Origin of the sequence: Agrobacterium sp. a22-2, assembly GCF_012276985.1 — a bacterium.
GTDB lineage: Bacteria > Pseudomonadota > Alphaproteobacteria > Rhizobiales > Rhizobiaceae > Allorhizobium.
Genome location: NZ_JAAXMM010000010.1, coordinates 1 through 17,694 on the forward strand (window position 1 = coordinate 1; position 17,694 = coordinate 17,694).

Here is a 17,694-nt window from a genome sequence, read left to right on the forward strand (position 1 = left end):
ACCCATGGCCCCGGTGCCGTTGATCCCATCACTCAGTTCGACTTGGACGCGCCGCCGTCGACGCGCAGCATGGTGCCGGTGATGTAGCTGGCGGGGACCGAGCAGAGGAAGGCGGCGGCGGCGCCGAATTCGTCCGTGGTGCCCATCCGGCCGGTGGGAATGGTCTTGATCGAGGCGCTGCGCACCTCTTCGATGGTCCGGCCGCTTTTCGCCGCATTGGCGCCGTCCAGCTCGTCGATACGGTCGGTATGGATGCGGCCGGGCAGGATCATGTTGGCGGTGACGCCGTAGCTCGCGACCTCGCTCGACAGCGTCTTGTTCCAGCCGACCAGCGCGCCGCGCAGGGTGTTGGAGAGCGCCAGGTTGGGGATCGGCTCGAACACGCCGGACGAGGCGACCGTCAGGATGCGGCCAAACCCTTGCGTCTGCATCAGCGGCAGCAGAGCGTTGGTCAGCGTGATGACCCGGACCACCATGGACTGGAAGAAGGAATAGAGCTTTTCCGCGGTCATGTCCTCCACCGTGCCCGGTGTCGGGCCGCCGGTGTTGTTGACCAGGATGTCGATGCCGCCGAGCTTTTCTTTCACGGCATGCATCATGGTCTGCACGAAATCGGCGTCAGTCAGATCCGCCTCGACATAATCCGCCTTGCCGGGGCCGGCCGTATTGATCGCCTCGCAATTGGCCTTGAGCTTGTCGGCGCTGCGGCCGCACAGCAGCACATGCGCGCCTTCAGCGGCCAGGGCCTTGGCGATGCCGAGCCCGAGGCCGCGCGACGAGGCCAGCACCAGCGCCCGTTTTCCCGTGATACCGAGATCCATGAGGATGTCCTTTTCAATTGATTGTGCTGCGATCTTATAAGCGTCGCGGCATTTTTGGGAAGCGCAAAGCGGCCGCGCCCCGTGGCAATTTGCGCGGGGCAGGGCCCGGCAATTTAATTGACGTGAACGTAAACGTCATATAATTCTGCGTCCGAGGACTGGCATTGGTCAAAAACACAAAGCAGCTGTCGCAACTCGGCTCGACAAGGCGCCCATGTTTTGACAAGGAAGTAGCCATATCGAGGAAATGGCCGAGCGGAGTGAGAGACGATGAGCGAGCAGCAGGAATTGCCGGAACGCGAGAGCATGGAATTCGACGTGGTGATCGTCGGTGCCGGGCCGGCCGGCCTGTCGGCGGCCATCCGTCTGAAGCAGGTCAATCCGGAGCTGACCGTCGTCGTTCTCGAAAAGGGCGCTGAAGTCGGCGCGCATATCCTGTCCGGCGCCGTGGTCGATCCGGTCGGCATCGACAGGCTTTTGCCCGGCTGGCGCGACGAGGCCGATCATCCCTTCAAGACCGAGGTGACCGACGACCAGTTCCTGCTCCTGGGGCCGGCCGGCTCGATCCGCCTGCCCAATTTCGCCATGCCGCCGCTGATGAACAACCACGGCAATTACATCGTCTCGCTCGGCAATGTCTGTCGATGGCTGGCGACCCATGCCGAAGCGCTGGGCGTCGAGATCTATCCGGGCTTTGCCGCCACCGAACTGCTTTATAACGAGGCCGGCGCCGTGATCGGCGTGGCCACCGGCGACATGGGCATCGAGAAGAATGGCGAACCGGGTCCGGCCTATACCCGCGGCATGGAACTGCTGGGCAAATATGTGCTGATCGGCGAAGGCGTGCGCGGCTCGCTGGCCAAGCAGCTGATCGAACGATTCGATCTTCAGAAGGACCGCGAACCCCAGAAATTCGGCATCGGCCTGAAGGAACTCTGGCAGGTCAAGCCGGAGCATCATAAGCCCGGCCTCGTGCAGCACTCCTTCGGCTGGCCGCTCGGTATGAAGACCGGCGGCGGTTCGTTCCTCTATCACCTCGAAGACAATATGGTCGCCGTCGGCTTCGTCGTGCATTTGAATTACAAGAATCCCTATCTCTATCCCTTCGAGGAATTCCAGCGCTTCAAGACCCACCCGGCGATCCGCGCCACGTTCGAGGGCGGCAAGCGCCTGTCCTACGGCGCCCGCGCCATCACCGAAGGCGGCTACCAGTCGGTGCCGAAACTGTCCTTCCCGGGCGGCGCGCTGATCGGCTGTTCCGCCGGTCTGGTCAACGTGCCGCGCATCAAGGGCAGCCACAATGCCGTGCTGTCGGGCATGCTGGCGGCCGACAAGATCGCCGAGGCGATCGCCAATGGCCGCGCCAATGACGAGCCGGTCGAGATCGAAAACGCATGGCGCTCCACCGATATCGGCACGGATCTGAAGCGCGTGCGCAATGTTAAGCCGTTGTGGTCGAAATTCGGCACGGCGTTCGGCGTGGCACTCGGCGGCCTCGACATGTGGATCAACCAGATCTTCGGCACATCGCCCTTCACGCTGAAGCACGGCAAGACCGATGCGCAATCGCTTGAGCCGGCGGCAAAACATAAGCCGATCGCCTATCCACGGCCGGACGGCGTGCTGACCTTCGACCGCCTGTCGTCCGTCTTCCTGTCCAACACCAACCACGAGGAAGACCAGCCGGTCCACCTGAAGGTCAAGGACATGGATCTGCAGAAGCGCTCCGAACACGACATCTATGCAGGGCCCTCGACCCGCTACTGTCCGGCCGGCGTCTACGAATGGGTGGAAAAGGATGGCGAGGACGTCTTCGTCATCAACGCCCAGAACTGCGTGCACTGCAAGACCTGCGACATCAAGGACCCCAACCAGAACATCACCTGGGTCCCGCCCCAGGGCGGCGAAGGGCCGGTCTATCCGAATATGTGATGGTGGGAGATCGGGCCGCCCGGATCGCCGCGCCGAGAGGGGCGGCGATGCACCGGTCGGTGCCAACAGGGGCGCGACCGGCGGAAATCGGTGTCCTGGGTAATCGCCCGCGCTTGATTTTGAAATACTTAACTACCTTCCTTTACAGAGAAATATTGAATCCTCTTTATTAGTGGACACTTAAGTTGTGTTTCGAAGGGGGTATCGATGAGTGTTGCGACGGTCGCGTCATCGCGGCAGTATTGGGATGCGCTGGTGGGTGGTTACAAATGGACCGATGCCACGGTTACGTTTTCATTCGCCACATCGACGAGCGACTATGGCGCGAACTACAGCCGTACGGGCGAGGCCAATAACGGCTTCGGCGTGCTGAACGCCACGCAACAGTCCGCCGCGCGCGCCGTGTTCGCCGAAATATCCGGTTTCACCAACCTGAATTTTTCCGAGAGCACGGGATCGGACGTCTCCTCCGCCACGATCAGGCTCGGTCAGACCCTGTCCACCGCCACGGCCCATGCCTATTTCCCGGGAAGCTACGAGGCCGCCGGCGATGTCTGGTTCCGCAACGACGGCACCTATGACAGCCCGGTACTCGGCAGCTACGCCTATAACGAAGGTTTCCTGCACGAAATCGGCCATGCGCTGGGGCTGGCACACGGTCACGAAATCCGCGCCGGCTTTGGAAGGCTGAGCGCTGCCTACGACAGCAACGAATTTACGGTGATGACTTATCGTGACCATGTCGGCGATTCCGTCCGCGATGGGAGCGAGAACGAGACCTGGGGCAATGCCCAATCGTTCATGATGCTGGACATCGTGGCGCTGCAATATCTTTATGGCGCCAGTTACGCTGCAAGCGGCGAGGTGTTCAGCGGCGACACGGTCTATACCTTCTCCAGCACGACCGGCGAAATGTTCATCAATGGCGAGGGGCAGGGCACGCCGGGCGGCAACCGCATCTTCCGGACCATCTGGGACGGCCATGGCAGCGATACCTACGACCTTTCCAATTACACGACGAACCTGCAGATCGACCTTCGACCCGGACAATGGTCCACCTTCGCCCAGGCACAGTTGGCCGACCTCGACGGCGGCAGTCGCGCAACGAACCTGGCGCGCGGCAATCTGGCCAATGCGCTGCTCTACAGCGGCGATATCCGGTCGCTGATCGAAAACGCCGTCGGCGGCAGCGGAAATGATACGATCACCGGCAATGATGCCAACAACGGGCTCACCGGCGGCGGCGGCGACGACGTGCTCAATGGTGGTCTGGGAAATGACACGCTGAATGGCGGCTCCGGCGCGGACGTGCTCAATGGTGCTCTGGGAAATGACACGCTGAATGGTGGCGCAGACAACGACGTGCTCAACGGCGGTCTGGGAAACGACCTGCTGAATGGCGACGCTGGCGACGACCGCTTCGTGCTGGAACTTGGCGTTGACGCCTATGACGGAGGGGACGGCAATGACAGCCTGTCCTTCGCCACGTCCACCCGGGCGCTCGTCCTCAATCTGACCGATGCCAGCCAGAACAGGAACGACGCCCTCGGCGAAACCTATGTCAATATCGAGACCTTCATCGCCACCCGGTTTGCCGATGGGATGACCGGCAATGACGAGGCAAACATCTTTTATGGCGGCTTGGGCAATGACCGGCTCTATGGCGGGCTCGGCGGCGATACGCTGTTTGGCGAGGCCGGCACGGACTACCTTTACGGCGAGGCGGGAAATGACACGCTCAACGGCGGCTTGAACGCGGACAGGCTGTACGGCGGCGCCGGCGCCGATACCTTCGTCTTCGCCACGGTCACCGCCTCCACCTTTGCAGCGCGGGACATGATCTATGATTTTTCGGCGTCCGATGGCGATCTGATCGACCTTGTTGCCATCGATGCCAATAGCAGGGTGGTGAGTGACCAGGCCTTCACCTGGATTGCAACCGCCGCATTTTCCGGCCTCGCTTCGGAACTGAGGGTGGACTACCTCAATTCCGGCACGATCGTCAGCGCCGATCTGAACGGCGACCGGCGCGTTGATTTCGCCGTCAACCTGAACAGCGGCGTCGAACTCACATCGGACAGCTTCCTTCTTTGACAAGCAGGCAGTGAAAAGTACGATGCATTCGCGCACTGTGCCGCAGCGGGGTGGCGACGGGCTGGCTTATCCGAATATGTGAGTGTGGGGGGCGGCCGAAAGGCCGCCTTTCTTTCTTTTGGTGCTTACTTTGGAGTAAGGCATGGACTTGATGATTGAGGCTGCCGAGCGTCAACATTTTCCCCAGCTTCGGCAGGTCGAACTGAGCGCTTTCGAGACCTTGCGTTCTGCCGGTGCCGTTTCAGGCGAACCGATGGCAAGCACGGATGAAGAACTGCAGCGCTATCTGGATGATGGCCTGCTTTACGTCGCCATAGACGACGACGGCGATCCCGTCGGTTATGTGGGTGCGACCATTGTTGCCGAGGAGAATTGCATACATGTCGGCGAAATGGACGTTCATCCCGCCTTTCAAGGAAAAGGCATAGGGCGGCGGCTTTTGCTGGCGATCCTGAATGCAGCCCGTTTGCGTGGCCTGACTTTTGCCACGTTGACGACCGACCGGATTGCGCCTTTCAATGCACGGTTCTATCTGACCTTGGGATTCGCACTGGTCGAGGGCACCGAACGCTCACATCGCTTAACGACAATATTGGAGGAGGAAATCGCCAAGGGCCTTGATCCGTCGAGGCGCTGTGCGATGAGGCGAGAGCTTTGACAATCACGTCAAATTAGGACCCGACCAGGATCACTCCGGCGCCCCAAATGTTCCGTCCGGGTTCCAACGCCGCCGCGGCGGAACCGCGAAATCAGGCTCATTGCCGCCAAGCGCGATCAGCCGGCGTCTCGCCTCTCTCTTCACGAGGGCGGTCAAAGCCTCCTTCATCACCGCGGAGGTCTCCTGAATGCCCGTGAATTCCTTGGCGTCCGCAAGCAATTGATCGTCGATGGTAATCGTCGTGCGCATCGGCTTGGCTCCTGTAGCGGGCATCAGAAATAGCATCAATCGATAGGCAAGCCTTGCCGCGGGAGCCGACCGTTGTCGTTGGCTTGGGACTGTCGCCAGGGTCCTGTGGTCGGCCTGGCCGCGGCAAATTTCGATTATTCTTGCTCTGGACAGAGATCGCCGAGGACTGTTTTCTATCGGTGGATAGTGTCGGAGGTCCGATGTCGGAAAAGCAGTCCAGCCCGCCCCAATTTCGTGTCCAGACGATCGAGCTGTTTTTCGATCTCGTGTTCGTGTTCACGATCACCCAGGTCACGCATCTGGTAGAACACGCTCATGGTGCGATCGATTACCTCCACGCCTTCTCCATCCTGATGCTCGTTTGGTGGATGTATGGCGGCTACATTTGGCTGACCAATCATGCCCACGCGCCAAAATCCATGCGCCTGGTTCTCATCGCAGCGATGGCGGGGTTTCTGGCAATGGCGCTGGCCATTCCGGACAGCAACGGTGCGGGTCGACTCCCCTTCGGCATAGCCTATCTATTCGTGGTGCTTCTGCACTTTCTTGCCTTTGTGTGGCAAGGCGGCGCTGGTGCGGCGCGCGCCATGCTTCGCATCGTTCCCTTCAACATAACAGCCGCGCTTTTGGTCATCAGCGCCGGTCTGATTGATACCAACTGGAACTGGATACTGCTGCTGGCGCCGGTATTCCTGTATCTGATCGTTGCCGTATTCAATACCGGTGAAGGCTTCGCGCTCGACAGCAGCCATTTTGTCGAGCGCCACGGCCTGTTGTTGATCATCGTGCTTGGTGAGATCGTCATTGCGGTCGGCACCGGGTTCAATGCGCCGCCGCGCGATCTTACGTCTCTTCTGGCGCTTGTCCTGGCGCTGGCCGTCATCGCTGCGCTCTGGTGGAGCTATTTCGATCGAGACGATGCCAGGGCCGAACACAATATGCTTGCGCGCGACAATCGCGGGCGCACCCGGATAGCCTTGTTCGGCTTTAACGGTGCCTATTTGGTCATGATGGGAGGGCTCATTCTGGTCGCGGCCGGACTGAAGGCCAGTCTTGGCGAAATGACAGGCGAGGAAACGATTGACCAAGGCGCCGCCGCCCTGCACGGCAACGATATATTGCTTCTCTGGGGGCTGGCGCTCTATCTGGCGGGGAATGGATTGTTTAAAATCGTGCTCGGTTTGCAGCCCGCATTGCCTCGCCTGGTTGCCGGCCTGGTGTTTGCCGCCGCAGCCGCCTATCACCCGCCTTTGCACGGTCTGTTGCTTGTCGCTCTCGGGCTGGTTTTGGTGGTCGTAACGCTTGCGGCGGAATCTGCCGCAAGCCACAGCATGTCGTGATAGGCCTTCCGATCTCTCAGCCCTGCCGGCCGGCCTTCCAGGCCACCACCATCAGCGCGCCGATGACAGAGATATGTTCCATGGCCACATGGAATTCGATGGTGCGGAACGGCTCTTCCATCGTCCAGAAATCGTGGGCGATCGGGATCGTCAGGGCGGTGAACACGGCAAGCGCGCCGGCGCCGAGCCAGGTCCAGCGGTTGAGGATGACAAGGGCCGATCCGGTCAGTTGCACGATGATCGTGGCCACGGCATAGAGCGGCGACGGTTCAAGGCCGAAATGGCTCATTTCGGCCATGGCGGTGCTGAAATCCATGAGCTTGGAAAGGCCGCTGCCCCAGAATATGAAGGTCAGCACGGTCCGCGCGACATAGCCGAACCAGGTCGTGCCGGTGAGTGAGGTCACAAGGCTGTTCATGGAAAATCCCCCGAGAGACGAGACGTGCCAGCGTGGCAGGGGTGGCCGATTTGGCCATTGGCAAAATCATGGATCCCTCCTGTCGATCAGGCACGAAAGCGGTTGCGTGTTCGCCCCCTGGCGACCATCGATGCGCGCTCTATAGAAGGCTTTGCTGACCTTCGCCCCCTTCGATCCAAGGGGATGTCGGATTTTGTTTTTTGTCAGGTTGGCCGGCCCGTGGGACAGCGCCGTTAAATCTCCATTAACCATAAATTCCTTACCGTGACGCAGAGATTCGCGCCCCACCAAGGACACAAAAATGACGATTTCCCGCCGTGCTCTGCTCATCGGCCTGCCGCTCCTCATGGCCGGTTGCACCGCCGGTCCAAGCCAGCAGGCGAAATATGGCGCGCTGCCGGACGAAAAGTTTCCGCTGAAGCAGGTGCCACTGGAAAAGATCAAGCCGGAACTGCGCCGCCAGGAAGTGGCCTATGAAACCACCCATCCGGCCGGCACGATCGTCGTCGACACGCCGGCGCGCCGGCTCTATTACGTGCTCGGCGATAACAGGGCGATGCGCTACGGCGTCGGCGTCGGCCGCAACGGCTATGCGCTGGCCGGTCAGGCCTATATCGGCCGCAAGGCGGAATGGCCAAGCTGGACACCGTCGCCCAACATGCTGCGCACCAATCCGGAAAAGAACAGGAAATATGCCGGCGGCCTGCCGGGCGGCCCCAACAATCCGCTGGGCGCCCGCGCCATCTATCTCTACCGCGGCGGCAACGACACCATGTTCCGCATCCATGGCACCAACCAGCCGCAATCGATCGGCCTTGCCATGTCGTCCGGCTGCGTGCGGATGATGAACCACGACGTCATCGACCTCTACGAGCGCGTCGCTGTCGGCGGCCGGGTCGTGGTGTTGCAGGCCTGATACCAAGTCTCGATGGTAGGAGAACCTATAGGTTCCTCTCATCGAGACTTGGTATAACGTCTGCGCATCGCCGTCGGGTTCTGGCCGGTCAAGCGCTGGAACATGGCGATGAAGGCCGAAGGCGTGCTGTAGCCCAGGCGTTGCGCGATACGGTGGATAGCCTCGCCCTCCTCGATGAGGGCAAGTGCTGTCAGCAGCCTGAGGCGAAGTCGCCAGTGGTTGAAGGACAGCCCAAGCTGTTGCTGGCATCGGCGCGCCAGCGTCCGCTCGGTCACGCCCACACTATGCGCCCATTCCGACAGCGAGCGCGTGTCGCCGGGATTGTGCTGCAATCGCGCCAGCACCGGAGCCAGGATCGGGTCGTCCGTCGTCGGAAGATATCGATCGAAGCGTGGCGCCGCGCCGATCTGATCGATGATCACCATGGCAAGGCGCATGTCCTGCGGCGTGCGGGGATGATGGACGCCCCGGAGCTCAAAATCGGCCACGACAGCTTTCAGCACGCTGCTGACATCCAACGTGCAAGGTTGCTGCGGCAACTCGCTGCAAAAGTCTGGCCCCACATAGATCGAGACATATCGAATGTCCTGCCGGGTGATCGCATCGTGTTCAAAGCCGGGCGGTATCCACAGCGCATATTGCGGCGGCGAGAGATAGGTCACGCCCTCCACCGAGATTTCGGCAACGCCCTGGATCGCGTAGTTGAGTTCGCCCCAGGTCTGGCGGCGTGGTGGAAAGACCGTGCCGGCCCTGAAATGCACGGTTCGAAACGACACGGGATCCGGCGGTTCGCCTTCCAGGTCTCCGTAGACGATAGGCATTGGCCATTCTCCGCAATGGGTTGTCCGAAACTCACGATATAATGAATTACTGACATATGCTAGAAGCCGGAATGGGCGGCAACGGGTCGCCACTATCCATAGGGCGCATAGAACGATGGCAATCGACACGAATAAGGGTTCGGGCTGGGTTGAGATATCCGCCGGCCTGTTGGCTGTCCTGACGATTCTGATCTGGTCGGGCAATACAATCGTCACCAAGGCTTCGGCTGGCGTCATCGAGCCGGCGTCGATCTCCTTCTATCGCTGGCTGATGGCCTTGCTCATTCTGTCGCCATTCGTGGGCCGGCAGATATGGACCAATCGCCTCGCGGCCCTGAAGCTCGCTCCAAAGCTTGCATGCCTGGGTCTGCTCGGCATGGTGATCTATCAGAGCCTTGCCTATGAAGCGGCCAAGACCACCACGGCCGTCAATATGGGCTTGCTGGTCGCATTGATGCCGTTGATCGCCATCCTGCTGGCGTCCGCTTTCGCGGCCGAAAGGCTGACATTGATGCGGCTGATCGGTGGTGGTGTCTCCGTCATGGGCCTGGTCTACCTGATTTCTCGTGGCGATCCGGCTGTCCTGCTCAAGGGAGGCGTCCATATCGGCGATGGTCTGATGATCGTTGCGGTCATCGCCAACGCGCTTTATGGCGTGCTGCTGAAGCGTTGGGCGCTGCCATTGCCGATGTGGCTGCAACTGTGGTGGCAAATCGCCTTTGCGACGCTCTTCCTCTTTCCGCTGTGGCTGTCGAGCAATATCAGCCCTATCACCCCATCAAATCTGCCGTTGATCCTCTTTGCCGCCATCCCGACCTCGCTGCTCGCTCCCTTCTGCTGGATGGTGGCGATCCGCCATCTCGGGGCGGCGCGCAGCGCCCTTGCCATCAATCTTCTGCCGGTCTTTGTGGTGGTGCTCGCATGGGCTTTGCTGGGCGAGCGGTTCGAATTCCACCATCTTGTCGGTGGCGGGTTGGCTCTTCTGGGCGTGGCGATCGGTATTCGGCAGCCCGCGTCGCCGGGCGCATCGCCGGCCGCCAGCAGGGACTAGAATGTTTCAATCTAGCCAGGAAACGCTCAAGGCTTGACGCTTCGGGCCGTTCTATGTCCGGCGATGGTGGGACAGAAGACCCGTCGACAACAACACGCCGGCGCCGGTCACCAGCGTGGCGATGATCGTCAGCGGGCCGATCGGCTCGCCGAGCAGCAGCGCGCCACCGATGGCAGCGGCCACCGGCGTCACCGCCGTATAGGCGGCCGCCTGCGTGCCGCCGAGGCTGCGCACCGCCGCGCCATAGAGCAGCGTGGCCAGCAGCCCGGACAGGATGCCCTGCGTCAGGATCTGCAGGCCGGTCTCTGTAAACGGTGCGCTCAGCAGGTGGGTGCCGTAGAACGGCAGCAGCGCCAGGTTGATGATCGTCGACCAGACGCAGATCAGCGCACCGCCCTCGAAGGCCGACAGCCCGGAGCGACGGAAGGCATGGGTGTAGATCGCCCAGAGCGTCGCGCCGGCTGGCAGGATCGTATAGCTCACCCAGGACAGTATCCCCGTCGAGAAATTAGCCGCCAGCAGCAGCAGGCCGCCGGCCAGGATCGCCGCCATGCCGAATTTGCGCATCCTGTCCGGCTTTTCGCCGAGCAGCGCCATGCCGATCAGCGCGGTGGCCAGCGGCATGATGCCCGGCAGCAGCACGCCGGCCGCCGAGGCCGGTGTCGAGCGCATGCCGAAGGCGACCACCTGGAAGAACGGCGCGCCGGAGCCGAGCACCATCAGCACCAGCGGCAGTTTCGGCACGCCCTTCGGCCACAATCCGGTTTTCAGCCAGAAGGGTGCCAGCAGCACGGCCGGAATGCCGTAGCGCAGCAGGCTGAGATCGAGTGCCGACAGGGAGCCGCCGACGCTGTGGCGGGTCGAGATTAGCCACGCCGCCCAGATCAGCACCACCGAAAGGGCCGAGGCGGCGCCGATGCCGGCGGATAGGGTGGGCTTGGTCGTCTCTGCTGCCGGGGACATGAGGGCCTCTTTATGTGCGGTTCGAAGTGCCATTCTAGTTCAGCCGAGCCTTGCCTGTCCTTGCTATTTCTGCCGGTTGATGATGCAATATTGGCATAAGCAGGAACAAGATGGTGCCAAAGGACGAAAATATGCCAAAACTCGATAAATTCGATCTCGCCATCCTGGCGGCGCTGCAGGACAACGGGAGGGCCACCAATGTCGAGGTTGCCGATAAGGTCGGCCTGTCGCCGTCGCCCTGCCTGCGGCGCATCCGCCTGATGGAGGAGGCGGAGATCATCCGCGGCTACCGGGCCGACATCGATCGCCGCGCCGTCGGGCTGGAGCTGACCGTCTTCATCGCCTTCAAGGTGGCCCATCACACCCGCCAGCATGCCCAGGAATTCCAGCAGGCCTTGCAGGACCTGCCGGAAGTGGTCGGCTGCTCGATGATCTCAGGCCATTCGGACTTTTTGGCGGAAGTGGTGGTGGAAAACCTCGCGGCCTACGAGGCGCTACTGACCGACAAACTGCTGGTCCTGCCCCATGTCACCGATATCCAGTCAAACTTCGCCATCCGCAGCGTCAAGACGGCCGGACCGCTGAAGCTGCCGGACGGCCGGGGGTGAGGGAATTACTGGCCTGGCCTGCCCCTCACCCTAACCCTCTCCCCGCAGGCGGGGAGAGGGGACGTGCCCCGATTTATTCGCGAGAAGAAGTTGGGCGGGTGCGGCATCGTCCCTTCTCCCCGTTAACGGGGAGAAGGTGCCGGCAGGCGGTTGAGGGGCCGCGCCTCAATCGGGGGCAACTGAGGAATCTTTTCAGAACCCTTCGAGCACGACCTTGCCTTTCATGCGGCCGCTTTCGACCAGGGCGTGGGCCTTTTTCAGGTTTGCGGCGTTGATGGTCCCAAGCGTTTCGGACAGCGTCGTGCGGATCTTGCCGGCGTCGACGAGGTCTGCGACATGGGTCAGCAGCTTGTGCTGTTCGATCATGTCGGCGGTCTCGTGCAGGGACCGGGCGAACATCATCTCCCAATGGACCGACACGGCTTTGCCCTTGAAGGCCATGATGTCGAAACCGCCCTTCGGATCGTCGATGATGGCGATGCGACCCTGCGGCGCGATGATGGCGGCGAGATCGGCCTTGTGCACGTCGCTATGGGTGACGGAAAAGATGAAGGCCGGTGCGCCGATGCCGAGCGCCTCGTATTGCGTGGCCATCGGCTGGCTGTGGTCGATGACGTGGTCGGCGCCGAGCGTCTTGGCCCATTCGGCCGTTTCCGGCCGCGAGGCAGTGGCGATTGCCGTCAGGTCGGTCAGTTCCTTGGCCAATTGAATGGCGATCGAGCCGACGCCGCCGGCGCCACCGGTAATCAGGATCGCATGGTTGGCGCCCGCCACCTTGTCCTGGACCTTGAGGCGATGAAACAGCGCCTCATAGGCGGTGATCGCCGTCAACGGTAACGCTGCGGCTTCTGCAAAGCTCAGGGTTTTCGGCTTCAAGCCGACGATCCGCTCGTCCACCAGGTGAAATTCGCTGTTGGTGCCGGGGCGGTTGATGGCGCCGGCGTAAAAGACTTCGTCGCCCGGCTTGAACAGCGTGACGGCATCGCCGATCGTCTTGACCACGCCGGTTGCGTCATAGCCGAGCACGCGGGTCTGGCCTTGTTCCGGCGCCGCATTGTTGCGGACTTTCGTATCGACGGGATTGACCGAGACGGCCCGGATTTCGACGAGAAGGTCCTGGCCTTTCGCCTCTGGCATGGGCATGTCGAAGTCGATCAGCGCGGTGTCTGCGGTAATGGGCTGGGGTGTCGTGTAACCAATGGCGCGCATGAAAAATCTCCTTGAATTGTCTGCACGCCATTCAAGTGATACATATGAACGACATTCGCAAGAATGCACATATTGTGTTCATAGGCACATATCTTGGCTGTAGTATCAAAAAGGATACCGTAAAATGTCCCGTCCGCGCGCCAAGCTGACCAACAATTTTCCGGGGTGTCCGGTCGAATCCACGCTCAGCCTGCTCGATGGCAAGTGGAAGGGCGTCATCCTCTATCACCTGCTGAACGAGGGCACGCTGCGTTTCAACGAGTTGCGGCGCCGGCTGTCATCGGTGACCCAGCGCATGCTGACCAAGCAACTGCGCGAACTGGAGGAGAGCGGCATCGTCTCGCGCACGGTGTTTGCCGTCGTGCCGCCGCGAGTCGATTATGCTTTGACGCCGCTCGGCCGCAGCCTGGAGCCGGTGATCCTGGCGCTGTGCTCCTGGGGGCAGCAGCATGTGGTCTGCCGCAATGGCACCAAGACCATCGTCATGCCGGAGGAGCCCGAAACCGAGGCTGCGCTTGAGGTCCGCTCAGAGGCGGCCTGACGGACGCCTTTCGAGCAGCACGGACAGGCCGAACACCATGAGGCCGAGAAACGACAGCACCGAGCCGACATAGCCGGTGGCGCCATAGCCGTAACCGGCCGAGATGACCAGGCCGCCGAGCCAGGCGCCGAGCGCATTGGCAATGTTGAAAGCGGAATGGTTGGAGGCGGCCGCCAGCGTCTGGGCATCGGCGGCGACGTCCATCAGCCGCGTCTGTACGGCCGGACAGGCGGCAAAGCCGCAGCCGGTGAGGAACACGCAGATGCACAGCATGACAGGATCATGGGCGGTCATCGAAAACACGCTCATCAGCACGACATTGAAGGCCAGCATGCCGCCGATCGTGCCCTTCAGCGAATAATCCGCCATGCGGCTGCCCAGCACATTGCCGACATTCATGCCGACGCCGAACAGCGCCAGCACCACGGCAATCATGCTGGCCGGCAGGCCGGCTGTGTCCGTGGTGGTCTTGGCGATATAGCTGAAGATCGAGAACATGCCGCCGAAGCCGACGGCGGCGACCGCCAGCATCAGCCAGACCTGGATGCGGCCGAAGGCGCCAAGTTCGCGGCGAATGCTGGCGCCCTCGGACACCTGATCTTTCGGCAGGTAGAGGGCCAGCAGCACGACGGTCAAAACGCCGATGCCGCCGACCATGCAGAAGGCGGCCCGCCAACTCATGATCTGACCGAGGAAAGTGGCAATTGGCGTGCCGACCAGCGTGGCGATGGTCAGGCCCAGCATGACGCGGCCGACAGCGCGGGCGCGCCGGTGCGGCGGTACCATGGAGGCGGCTACCAGCGCCGCCACGCCGAAATAGGCGCCGTGCGGCAGGCCGGTGATGAAGCGAAGCGCGGTGAACGACAGGAAATCCGGTGCCAGCGCGCTGGTGACATTGCCGAGCGCGAAGACGCCCATCAGCAGGAGCAGCAGCGTGCGGCGCGACAGCTTGGCGGCCAGAACGGCAATGATCGGCGCGCCGACCACGACACCGAGCGCATAGGCGCTGATCACCTGGCCGGCTTCCGGCACGCTCACGCCATAGGTCGTTACGACATCCGGCAGCAAACCCATGATGGCGAATTCGCCGGTGCCGATGCCAAAACCGCCGGCGGCAAGGGCGATTTCGATCAGGATGGCCATCAGCGGCGTGATGCCGGCAGGGCTCTGGGTCGCCGTGGCACGGGCAGCGGAATCGACGGGCAGGCAAGTCGTATCGGTCATGAACCACCTGGAATCGGCTGCCTTGGGAGATGCAGCGCGTCTGGGCTGAAGGAGGGGTCGCAACTGGCGCGCGGGGCAGGGGGATTTCTGCCGGTACCGTGAAGCTGACGTGATTTGACATATATCACGGATTTGTGCGGTGCGGTAAAGCCCCCTGTGATCACATGCTCTTGATTTCGGCGCGCCAACACTGATTTGTGTGCAACACATGAAACCTTTGACATTGCCGCACGTTGTTCCCCGCCGTAAATCGCGCGAAACCACGTCGAGCGGCCCACCGGAAGCGGAATGATGAAACTGAAAGCAGTGTTCAATCGCGACGGCGGCACCTTCAAGACCACCGATATGCAGGCCTATTGCGCCCATGCGACGGCCGCCTTTGAGCGGGCCGGCCATCAGGTGTCCTGTTCGGTCGTGGCCGGCAGCGAGGTCGAGGGCACGCTGAAGTCGGCAGCTGGCGAGGGGGTATTCGATGCCCTGATCGCCGGTGGCGGCGATGGTACGATTTCGGCCGCGGCCGGCATCGCCTGGAAGGCGGGCCTGCCGCTCGGCGTCGTGCCGGCCGGCACCATGAACCTGTTTGCCCGCTCGCTGAAACTGCCGCTCGACATCTGGCAGGTGCTCGATACGCTGGCGGGAAGCCCGGTGCGCGCCGTCGACATCGCCACGGTCAACGGCCGGCCCTTCGTCCACCAGTTTTCGGCTGGACTGCATGCGCGCATGGTCCGAATGCGCGACGCCATGGAGTTTTCCTCGCGCTTCGGCAAGATGCGCGCCAGCACGCGGGCCGCCCTCAGCGTCATGTTCCAGCCGCCGCGTTTCGAGGTGATCTTCGACATGGACGGCGATGGCCGCAACGAGCATCGTGCCGTTTCGGCCATCTCGGTGTCCAACAATCCGATCGGCAACAATGCCCTGTTTTTTGCCGATGATCTGACGACCGGCAAGCTCGGCGTCTATCTCGCCGATCCGCTGACACCGTCGGGCGTCGCCTATCTGGCCGTCGATATCCTGCGCGGCCGGCTGGAGGAAAACCAGGCCGTGACCGCCTCGACCGCAAAGCTGGTGAAACTGCATTTCCCGGAACACCGCAAGGGCGCGGCCTGCGTGGTCGACGGCGAATTGCTGCGCATGCCAAGGGATGTCGAGGTCAAGCTGCATGCCGGCGAACTGAAGGTGCTGGCACCGGCCGTGGGGTGAAACAGGACATAATATCCTCTCCCTTGCGGGAGAGGATATGTCTCAATGGGCAAACGCCGCGGCGATCAGGGCCTTGGTATAGTCCTCGGCCGGACGCTCGAAGATTGCCTCGGTCGCACCCTGTTCGACGATCTTGCCGTTCTTCATCACCACCACATGGTCCGACATCGCCCTGACCACGGACAGGTCGTGGCTGATGAAGACATAGGAGAGGCCGTGCTTTTCCTGCAGGTCGCGCAACAGTTCGATGACCTGCAACTGCACCGATCGGTCGAGCGCCGAGGTCGGCTCGTCGAGAATGATCACCTTGGGCTTCAGGATGATCGAGCGGGCAATGGCGATGCGCTGGCGCTGGCCGCCGGAGAATTCGTGCGGATAGCGGTTGCGGGCCGCCGGATCGAGGCCGACTTCCAGCAGGGCCGCGATGGCGCGCTTGTCGCGGTCGGCCTTGGTCAGCTGCGGCTCGTGCACGTAGAGGCCTTCGGTGATGATTTCGCCCACCGTCTGGCGCGGCGATAGCGAGCCATAGGGGTCCTGGAACACCAGCTGCATCTGCCGGCGATAGGGGCGCATCTGGCCGCGGTCGAGCAGCGAGATGTCCGTCGTCTCGAACCGGTAGCGCCCGTCAGAGGCAAGCAGCCTGAGCAGGGCACGGCCGAGCGTCGACTTGCCGGAACCGGATTCCCCCACCACGCCGATGGTCTGGCCCTGGCGCAGCGTCAGGCTGACATTGTCGACGGCGCGGAAGGTTTTCGATCCGCGGAACAGGAAGCCGCTGCCGATGTTGAAATCGACGACCACATTGCGGCCTTCCAGCATGATCGGCGCATCATCGGCCGGCGGCGCCTTCACGCCATGTGGCTCGGCCGCCAGCAACATTTTTGTGTAGTCGGCCGTCGGCCGCTCGAAGATCTCTTCGCGCGAACCCTGTTCGACGACCTCGCCGCGCCGCATGACGATGACGCGGTCAGCGACATGCTTGACCACGCCGAGGTCATGGGTAATCAGCACGATCGCCATGCCGAAGCGCTTCTGCAACCCGGCGAGCAGGTCGAGGATCTGCGCCTGGATGGTGACATCCAGCGCCGTGGTCGGCTCGTCGGCAATCAGCACGTCGGGCTCGTTGGCCAGCGCCATGGCGATCATCACGCGCTGGCGCTGGCCGCCCGATAGCTCGTGCGGATAGCTGTCGATGCGCCGGTTCGGATCGGGAATGCCGACCAGGTTCAGCAGTTCCAGCACACGGGTCCGTGCCTGGCTTTGGCTCATGCCGCGGTGGTAGCGCAGCGGTTCGGCGATCTGCTTGCCGATCGTGTAGAGCGGATCGAGTGAGGTCATCGGCTCCTGGAAGATCATGGTGATCTTCGAGCCGCGAACCTCGTTGAGCGCTTTCAGCCCGGCATGGGCCAGATCGACCTCGCCGTAGGGGGCCGAGCCCTCGACCCGGCCATTCGATGCCAGAAGCCCCATGATGCCCATCATCGTCTGGCTCTTGCCGGAGCCGGATTCGCCGACGATGGCAAGCGTCTCGCCCTTCCTGACCTCGAAGGACACGCCCTTGACCGCCTCGACATCGCCGTCCGGCGTCGAGAATGTCACCTTGAGATCCTTGACCGTCAGCACGGTGTTCATTTGCGTTGTGTCCATGC

General features: G+C 62.1%; 17 protein-coding genes. 9 read left to right on the plus strand and 8 right to left on the minus strand.

The annotated features are described in order from the left end of the window. Positions 1-32: 32 nt before the first annotated feature. Entirely contained in the window at positions 33-821 is a 789-nt protein-coding gene (locus HFC70_RS16145; protein ID WP_168474308.1) for an SDR family oxidoreductase, read from the minus strand. Positions 822-1,091: 270 nt separating this feature from the next. On the opposite strand from HFC70_RS16145, the gene HFC70_RS16150 reads away from it, so the two are divergent. The 3 genes from HFC70_RS16150 (at position 1,092) to HFC70_RS16160 (ending at position 5,505) form a co-directional block, all read left to right on the plus strand. Then, positions 1,092-2,753, plus strand: coding sequence for an electron transfer flavoprotein-ubiquinone oxidoreductase (locus HFC70_RS16150; protein ID WP_168474309.1), 1,662 nt, complete (start codon positions 1,092-1,094; stop codon positions 2,751-2,753). A 207-nt stretch (positions 2,754-2,960) separates the two neighbouring features. Further along, the gene (locus HFC70_RS16155) at positions 2,961-4,847 is read left to right on the plus strand and encodes a M10 family metallopeptidase C-terminal domain-containing protein (RefSeq protein WP_168474310.1); all 1,887 of its coding nucleotides are present in this window, start codon (positions 2,961-2,963) and stop codon (positions 4,845-4,847) included. Positions 4,848-4,989: 142 nt separating this feature from the next. After that, positions 4,990-5,505 carry a GNAT family N-acetyltransferase gene (locus HFC70_RS16160; RefSeq protein WP_246735821.1) on the plus strand — a complete coding sequence of 172 codons (516 nt, stop codon included), beginning with the start codon at positions 4,990-4,992 and terminating at the stop codon, positions 5,503-5,505. Between the two features lie 30 nt (positions 5,506-5,535). Here the strand turns inward: HFC70_RS16160 and HFC70_RS16165 are convergent, their stop codons facing one another. Further along, the gene (locus HFC70_RS16165) at positions 5,536-5,754 is read right to left on the minus strand and encodes a type II toxin-antitoxin system VapB family antitoxin (protein WP_168474311.1); all 219 of its coding nucleotides are present in this window, start codon (positions 5,752-5,754) and stop codon (positions 5,536-5,538) included. Between the two features lie 200 nt (positions 5,755-5,954). Here HFC70_RS16165 and HFC70_RS16170 point away from each other — a divergent pair, with 200 nt between their 5' ends. Next, positions 5,955-7,094: a low temperature requirement protein A gene (locus tag HFC70_RS16170; RefSeq protein ID WP_168474312.1), complete on the plus strand. Its 1,140-nt coding sequence runs from the start codon at positions 5,955-5,957 to the stop codon at positions 7,092-7,094. Positions 7,095-7,110: 16 nt separating this feature from the next. Here HFC70_RS16170 and HFC70_RS16175 read toward each other — a convergent pair whose 3' ends face one another. Then, complete coding sequence (locus HFC70_RS16175; protein ID WP_168474313.1) at positions 7,111-7,512, minus strand: DoxX family protein; 402 nt, start codon at positions 7,510-7,512, stop codon at positions 7,111-7,113. 301 nt (positions 7,513-7,813) lie between these two features. On the opposite strand from HFC70_RS16175, the gene HFC70_RS16180 reads away from it, so the two are divergent. Further along, complete coding sequence (locus HFC70_RS16180) at positions 7,814-8,428, plus strand: L,D-transpeptidase (protein ID WP_168474314.1); 615 nt, start codon at positions 7,814-7,816, stop codon at positions 8,426-8,428. Between the two features lie 38 nt (positions 8,429-8,466). On the opposite strand, the gene HFC70_RS16185 is transcribed toward HFC70_RS16180, so the two are convergent. Continuing rightward, a complete protein-coding gene (locus HFC70_RS16185; protein ID WP_168474315.1) occupies positions 8,467-9,249 on the minus strand; it encodes a helix-turn-helix domain-containing protein in 783 nt (260 codons plus the stop codon). Positions 9,250-9,364: 115 nt separating this feature from the next. Between HFC70_RS16185 and HFC70_RS16190 the strand changes: the two genes are divergently transcribed. Further along, positions 9,365-10,300, plus strand: a complete 936-nt coding sequence (locus tag HFC70_RS16190; protein ID WP_168474316.1) for a DMT family transporter — start codon at positions 9,365-9,367, stop codon at positions 10,298-10,300. Between the two features lie 51 nt (positions 10,301-10,351). Here the strand turns inward: HFC70_RS16190 and HFC70_RS16195 are convergent, their stop codons facing one another. Next, positions 10,352-11,263 carry a DMT family transporter gene (locus HFC70_RS16195; RefSeq protein ID WP_168474317.1) on the minus strand — a complete coding sequence of 304 codons (912 nt, stop codon included), beginning with the start codon at positions 11,261-11,263 and terminating at the stop codon, positions 10,352-10,354. 131 nt (positions 11,264-11,394) lie between these two features. Here HFC70_RS16195 and HFC70_RS16200 point away from each other — a divergent pair, with 131 nt between their 5' ends. Next, positions 11,395-11,871, plus strand: a complete 477-nt coding sequence (locus tag HFC70_RS16200; RefSeq protein ID WP_168474318.1) for an Lrp/AsnC family transcriptional regulator — start codon at positions 11,395-11,397, stop codon at positions 11,869-11,871. Between the two features lie 192 nt (positions 11,872-12,063). Here HFC70_RS16200 and HFC70_RS16205 read toward each other — a convergent pair whose 3' ends face one another. Further along, positions 12,064-13,080 carry a zinc-binding alcohol dehydrogenase family protein gene (locus tag HFC70_RS16205; protein WP_168474319.1) on the minus strand — a complete coding sequence of 339 codons (1,017 nt, stop codon included), beginning with the start codon at positions 13,078-13,080 and terminating at the stop codon, positions 12,064-12,066. A 124-nt stretch (positions 13,081-13,204) separates the two neighbouring features. Between HFC70_RS16205 and HFC70_RS16210 the strand changes: the two genes are divergently transcribed. Continuing rightward, positions 13,205-13,621, plus strand: coding sequence for a helix-turn-helix domain-containing protein (locus tag HFC70_RS16210; protein ID WP_168474320.1), 417 nt, complete (start codon positions 13,205-13,207; stop codon positions 13,619-13,621). On the opposite strand, the gene HFC70_RS16215 is transcribed toward HFC70_RS16210, so the two are convergent. Continuing rightward, complete coding sequence (locus HFC70_RS16215) at positions 13,607-14,764, minus strand: MFS transporter (protein ID WP_246735828.1); 1,158 nt, start codon at positions 14,762-14,764, stop codon at positions 13,607-13,609. The two genes, HFC70_RS16210 and HFC70_RS16215, sit on opposite strands and share 15 nt — an antisense overlap. Before the next feature lie 372 nt (positions 14,765-15,136). On the opposite strand from HFC70_RS16215, the gene HFC70_RS16220 reads away from it, so the two are divergent. After that, positions 15,137-16,045, plus strand: a complete 909-nt coding sequence (locus HFC70_RS16220; RefSeq protein ID WP_168474322.1) for a diacylglycerol kinase family protein — start codon at positions 15,137-15,139, stop codon at positions 16,043-16,045. 42 nt (positions 16,046-16,087) lie between these two features. On the opposite strand, the gene HFC70_RS16225 is transcribed toward HFC70_RS16220, so the two are convergent. Continuing rightward, positions 16,088-17,692: an ABC transporter ATP-binding protein gene (locus tag HFC70_RS16225; protein ID WP_168474323.1), complete on the minus strand. Its 1,605-nt coding sequence runs from the start codon at positions 17,690-17,692 to the stop codon at positions 16,088-16,090. Between the last annotated feature and the right edge of the window lie 2 nt (positions 17,693-17,694).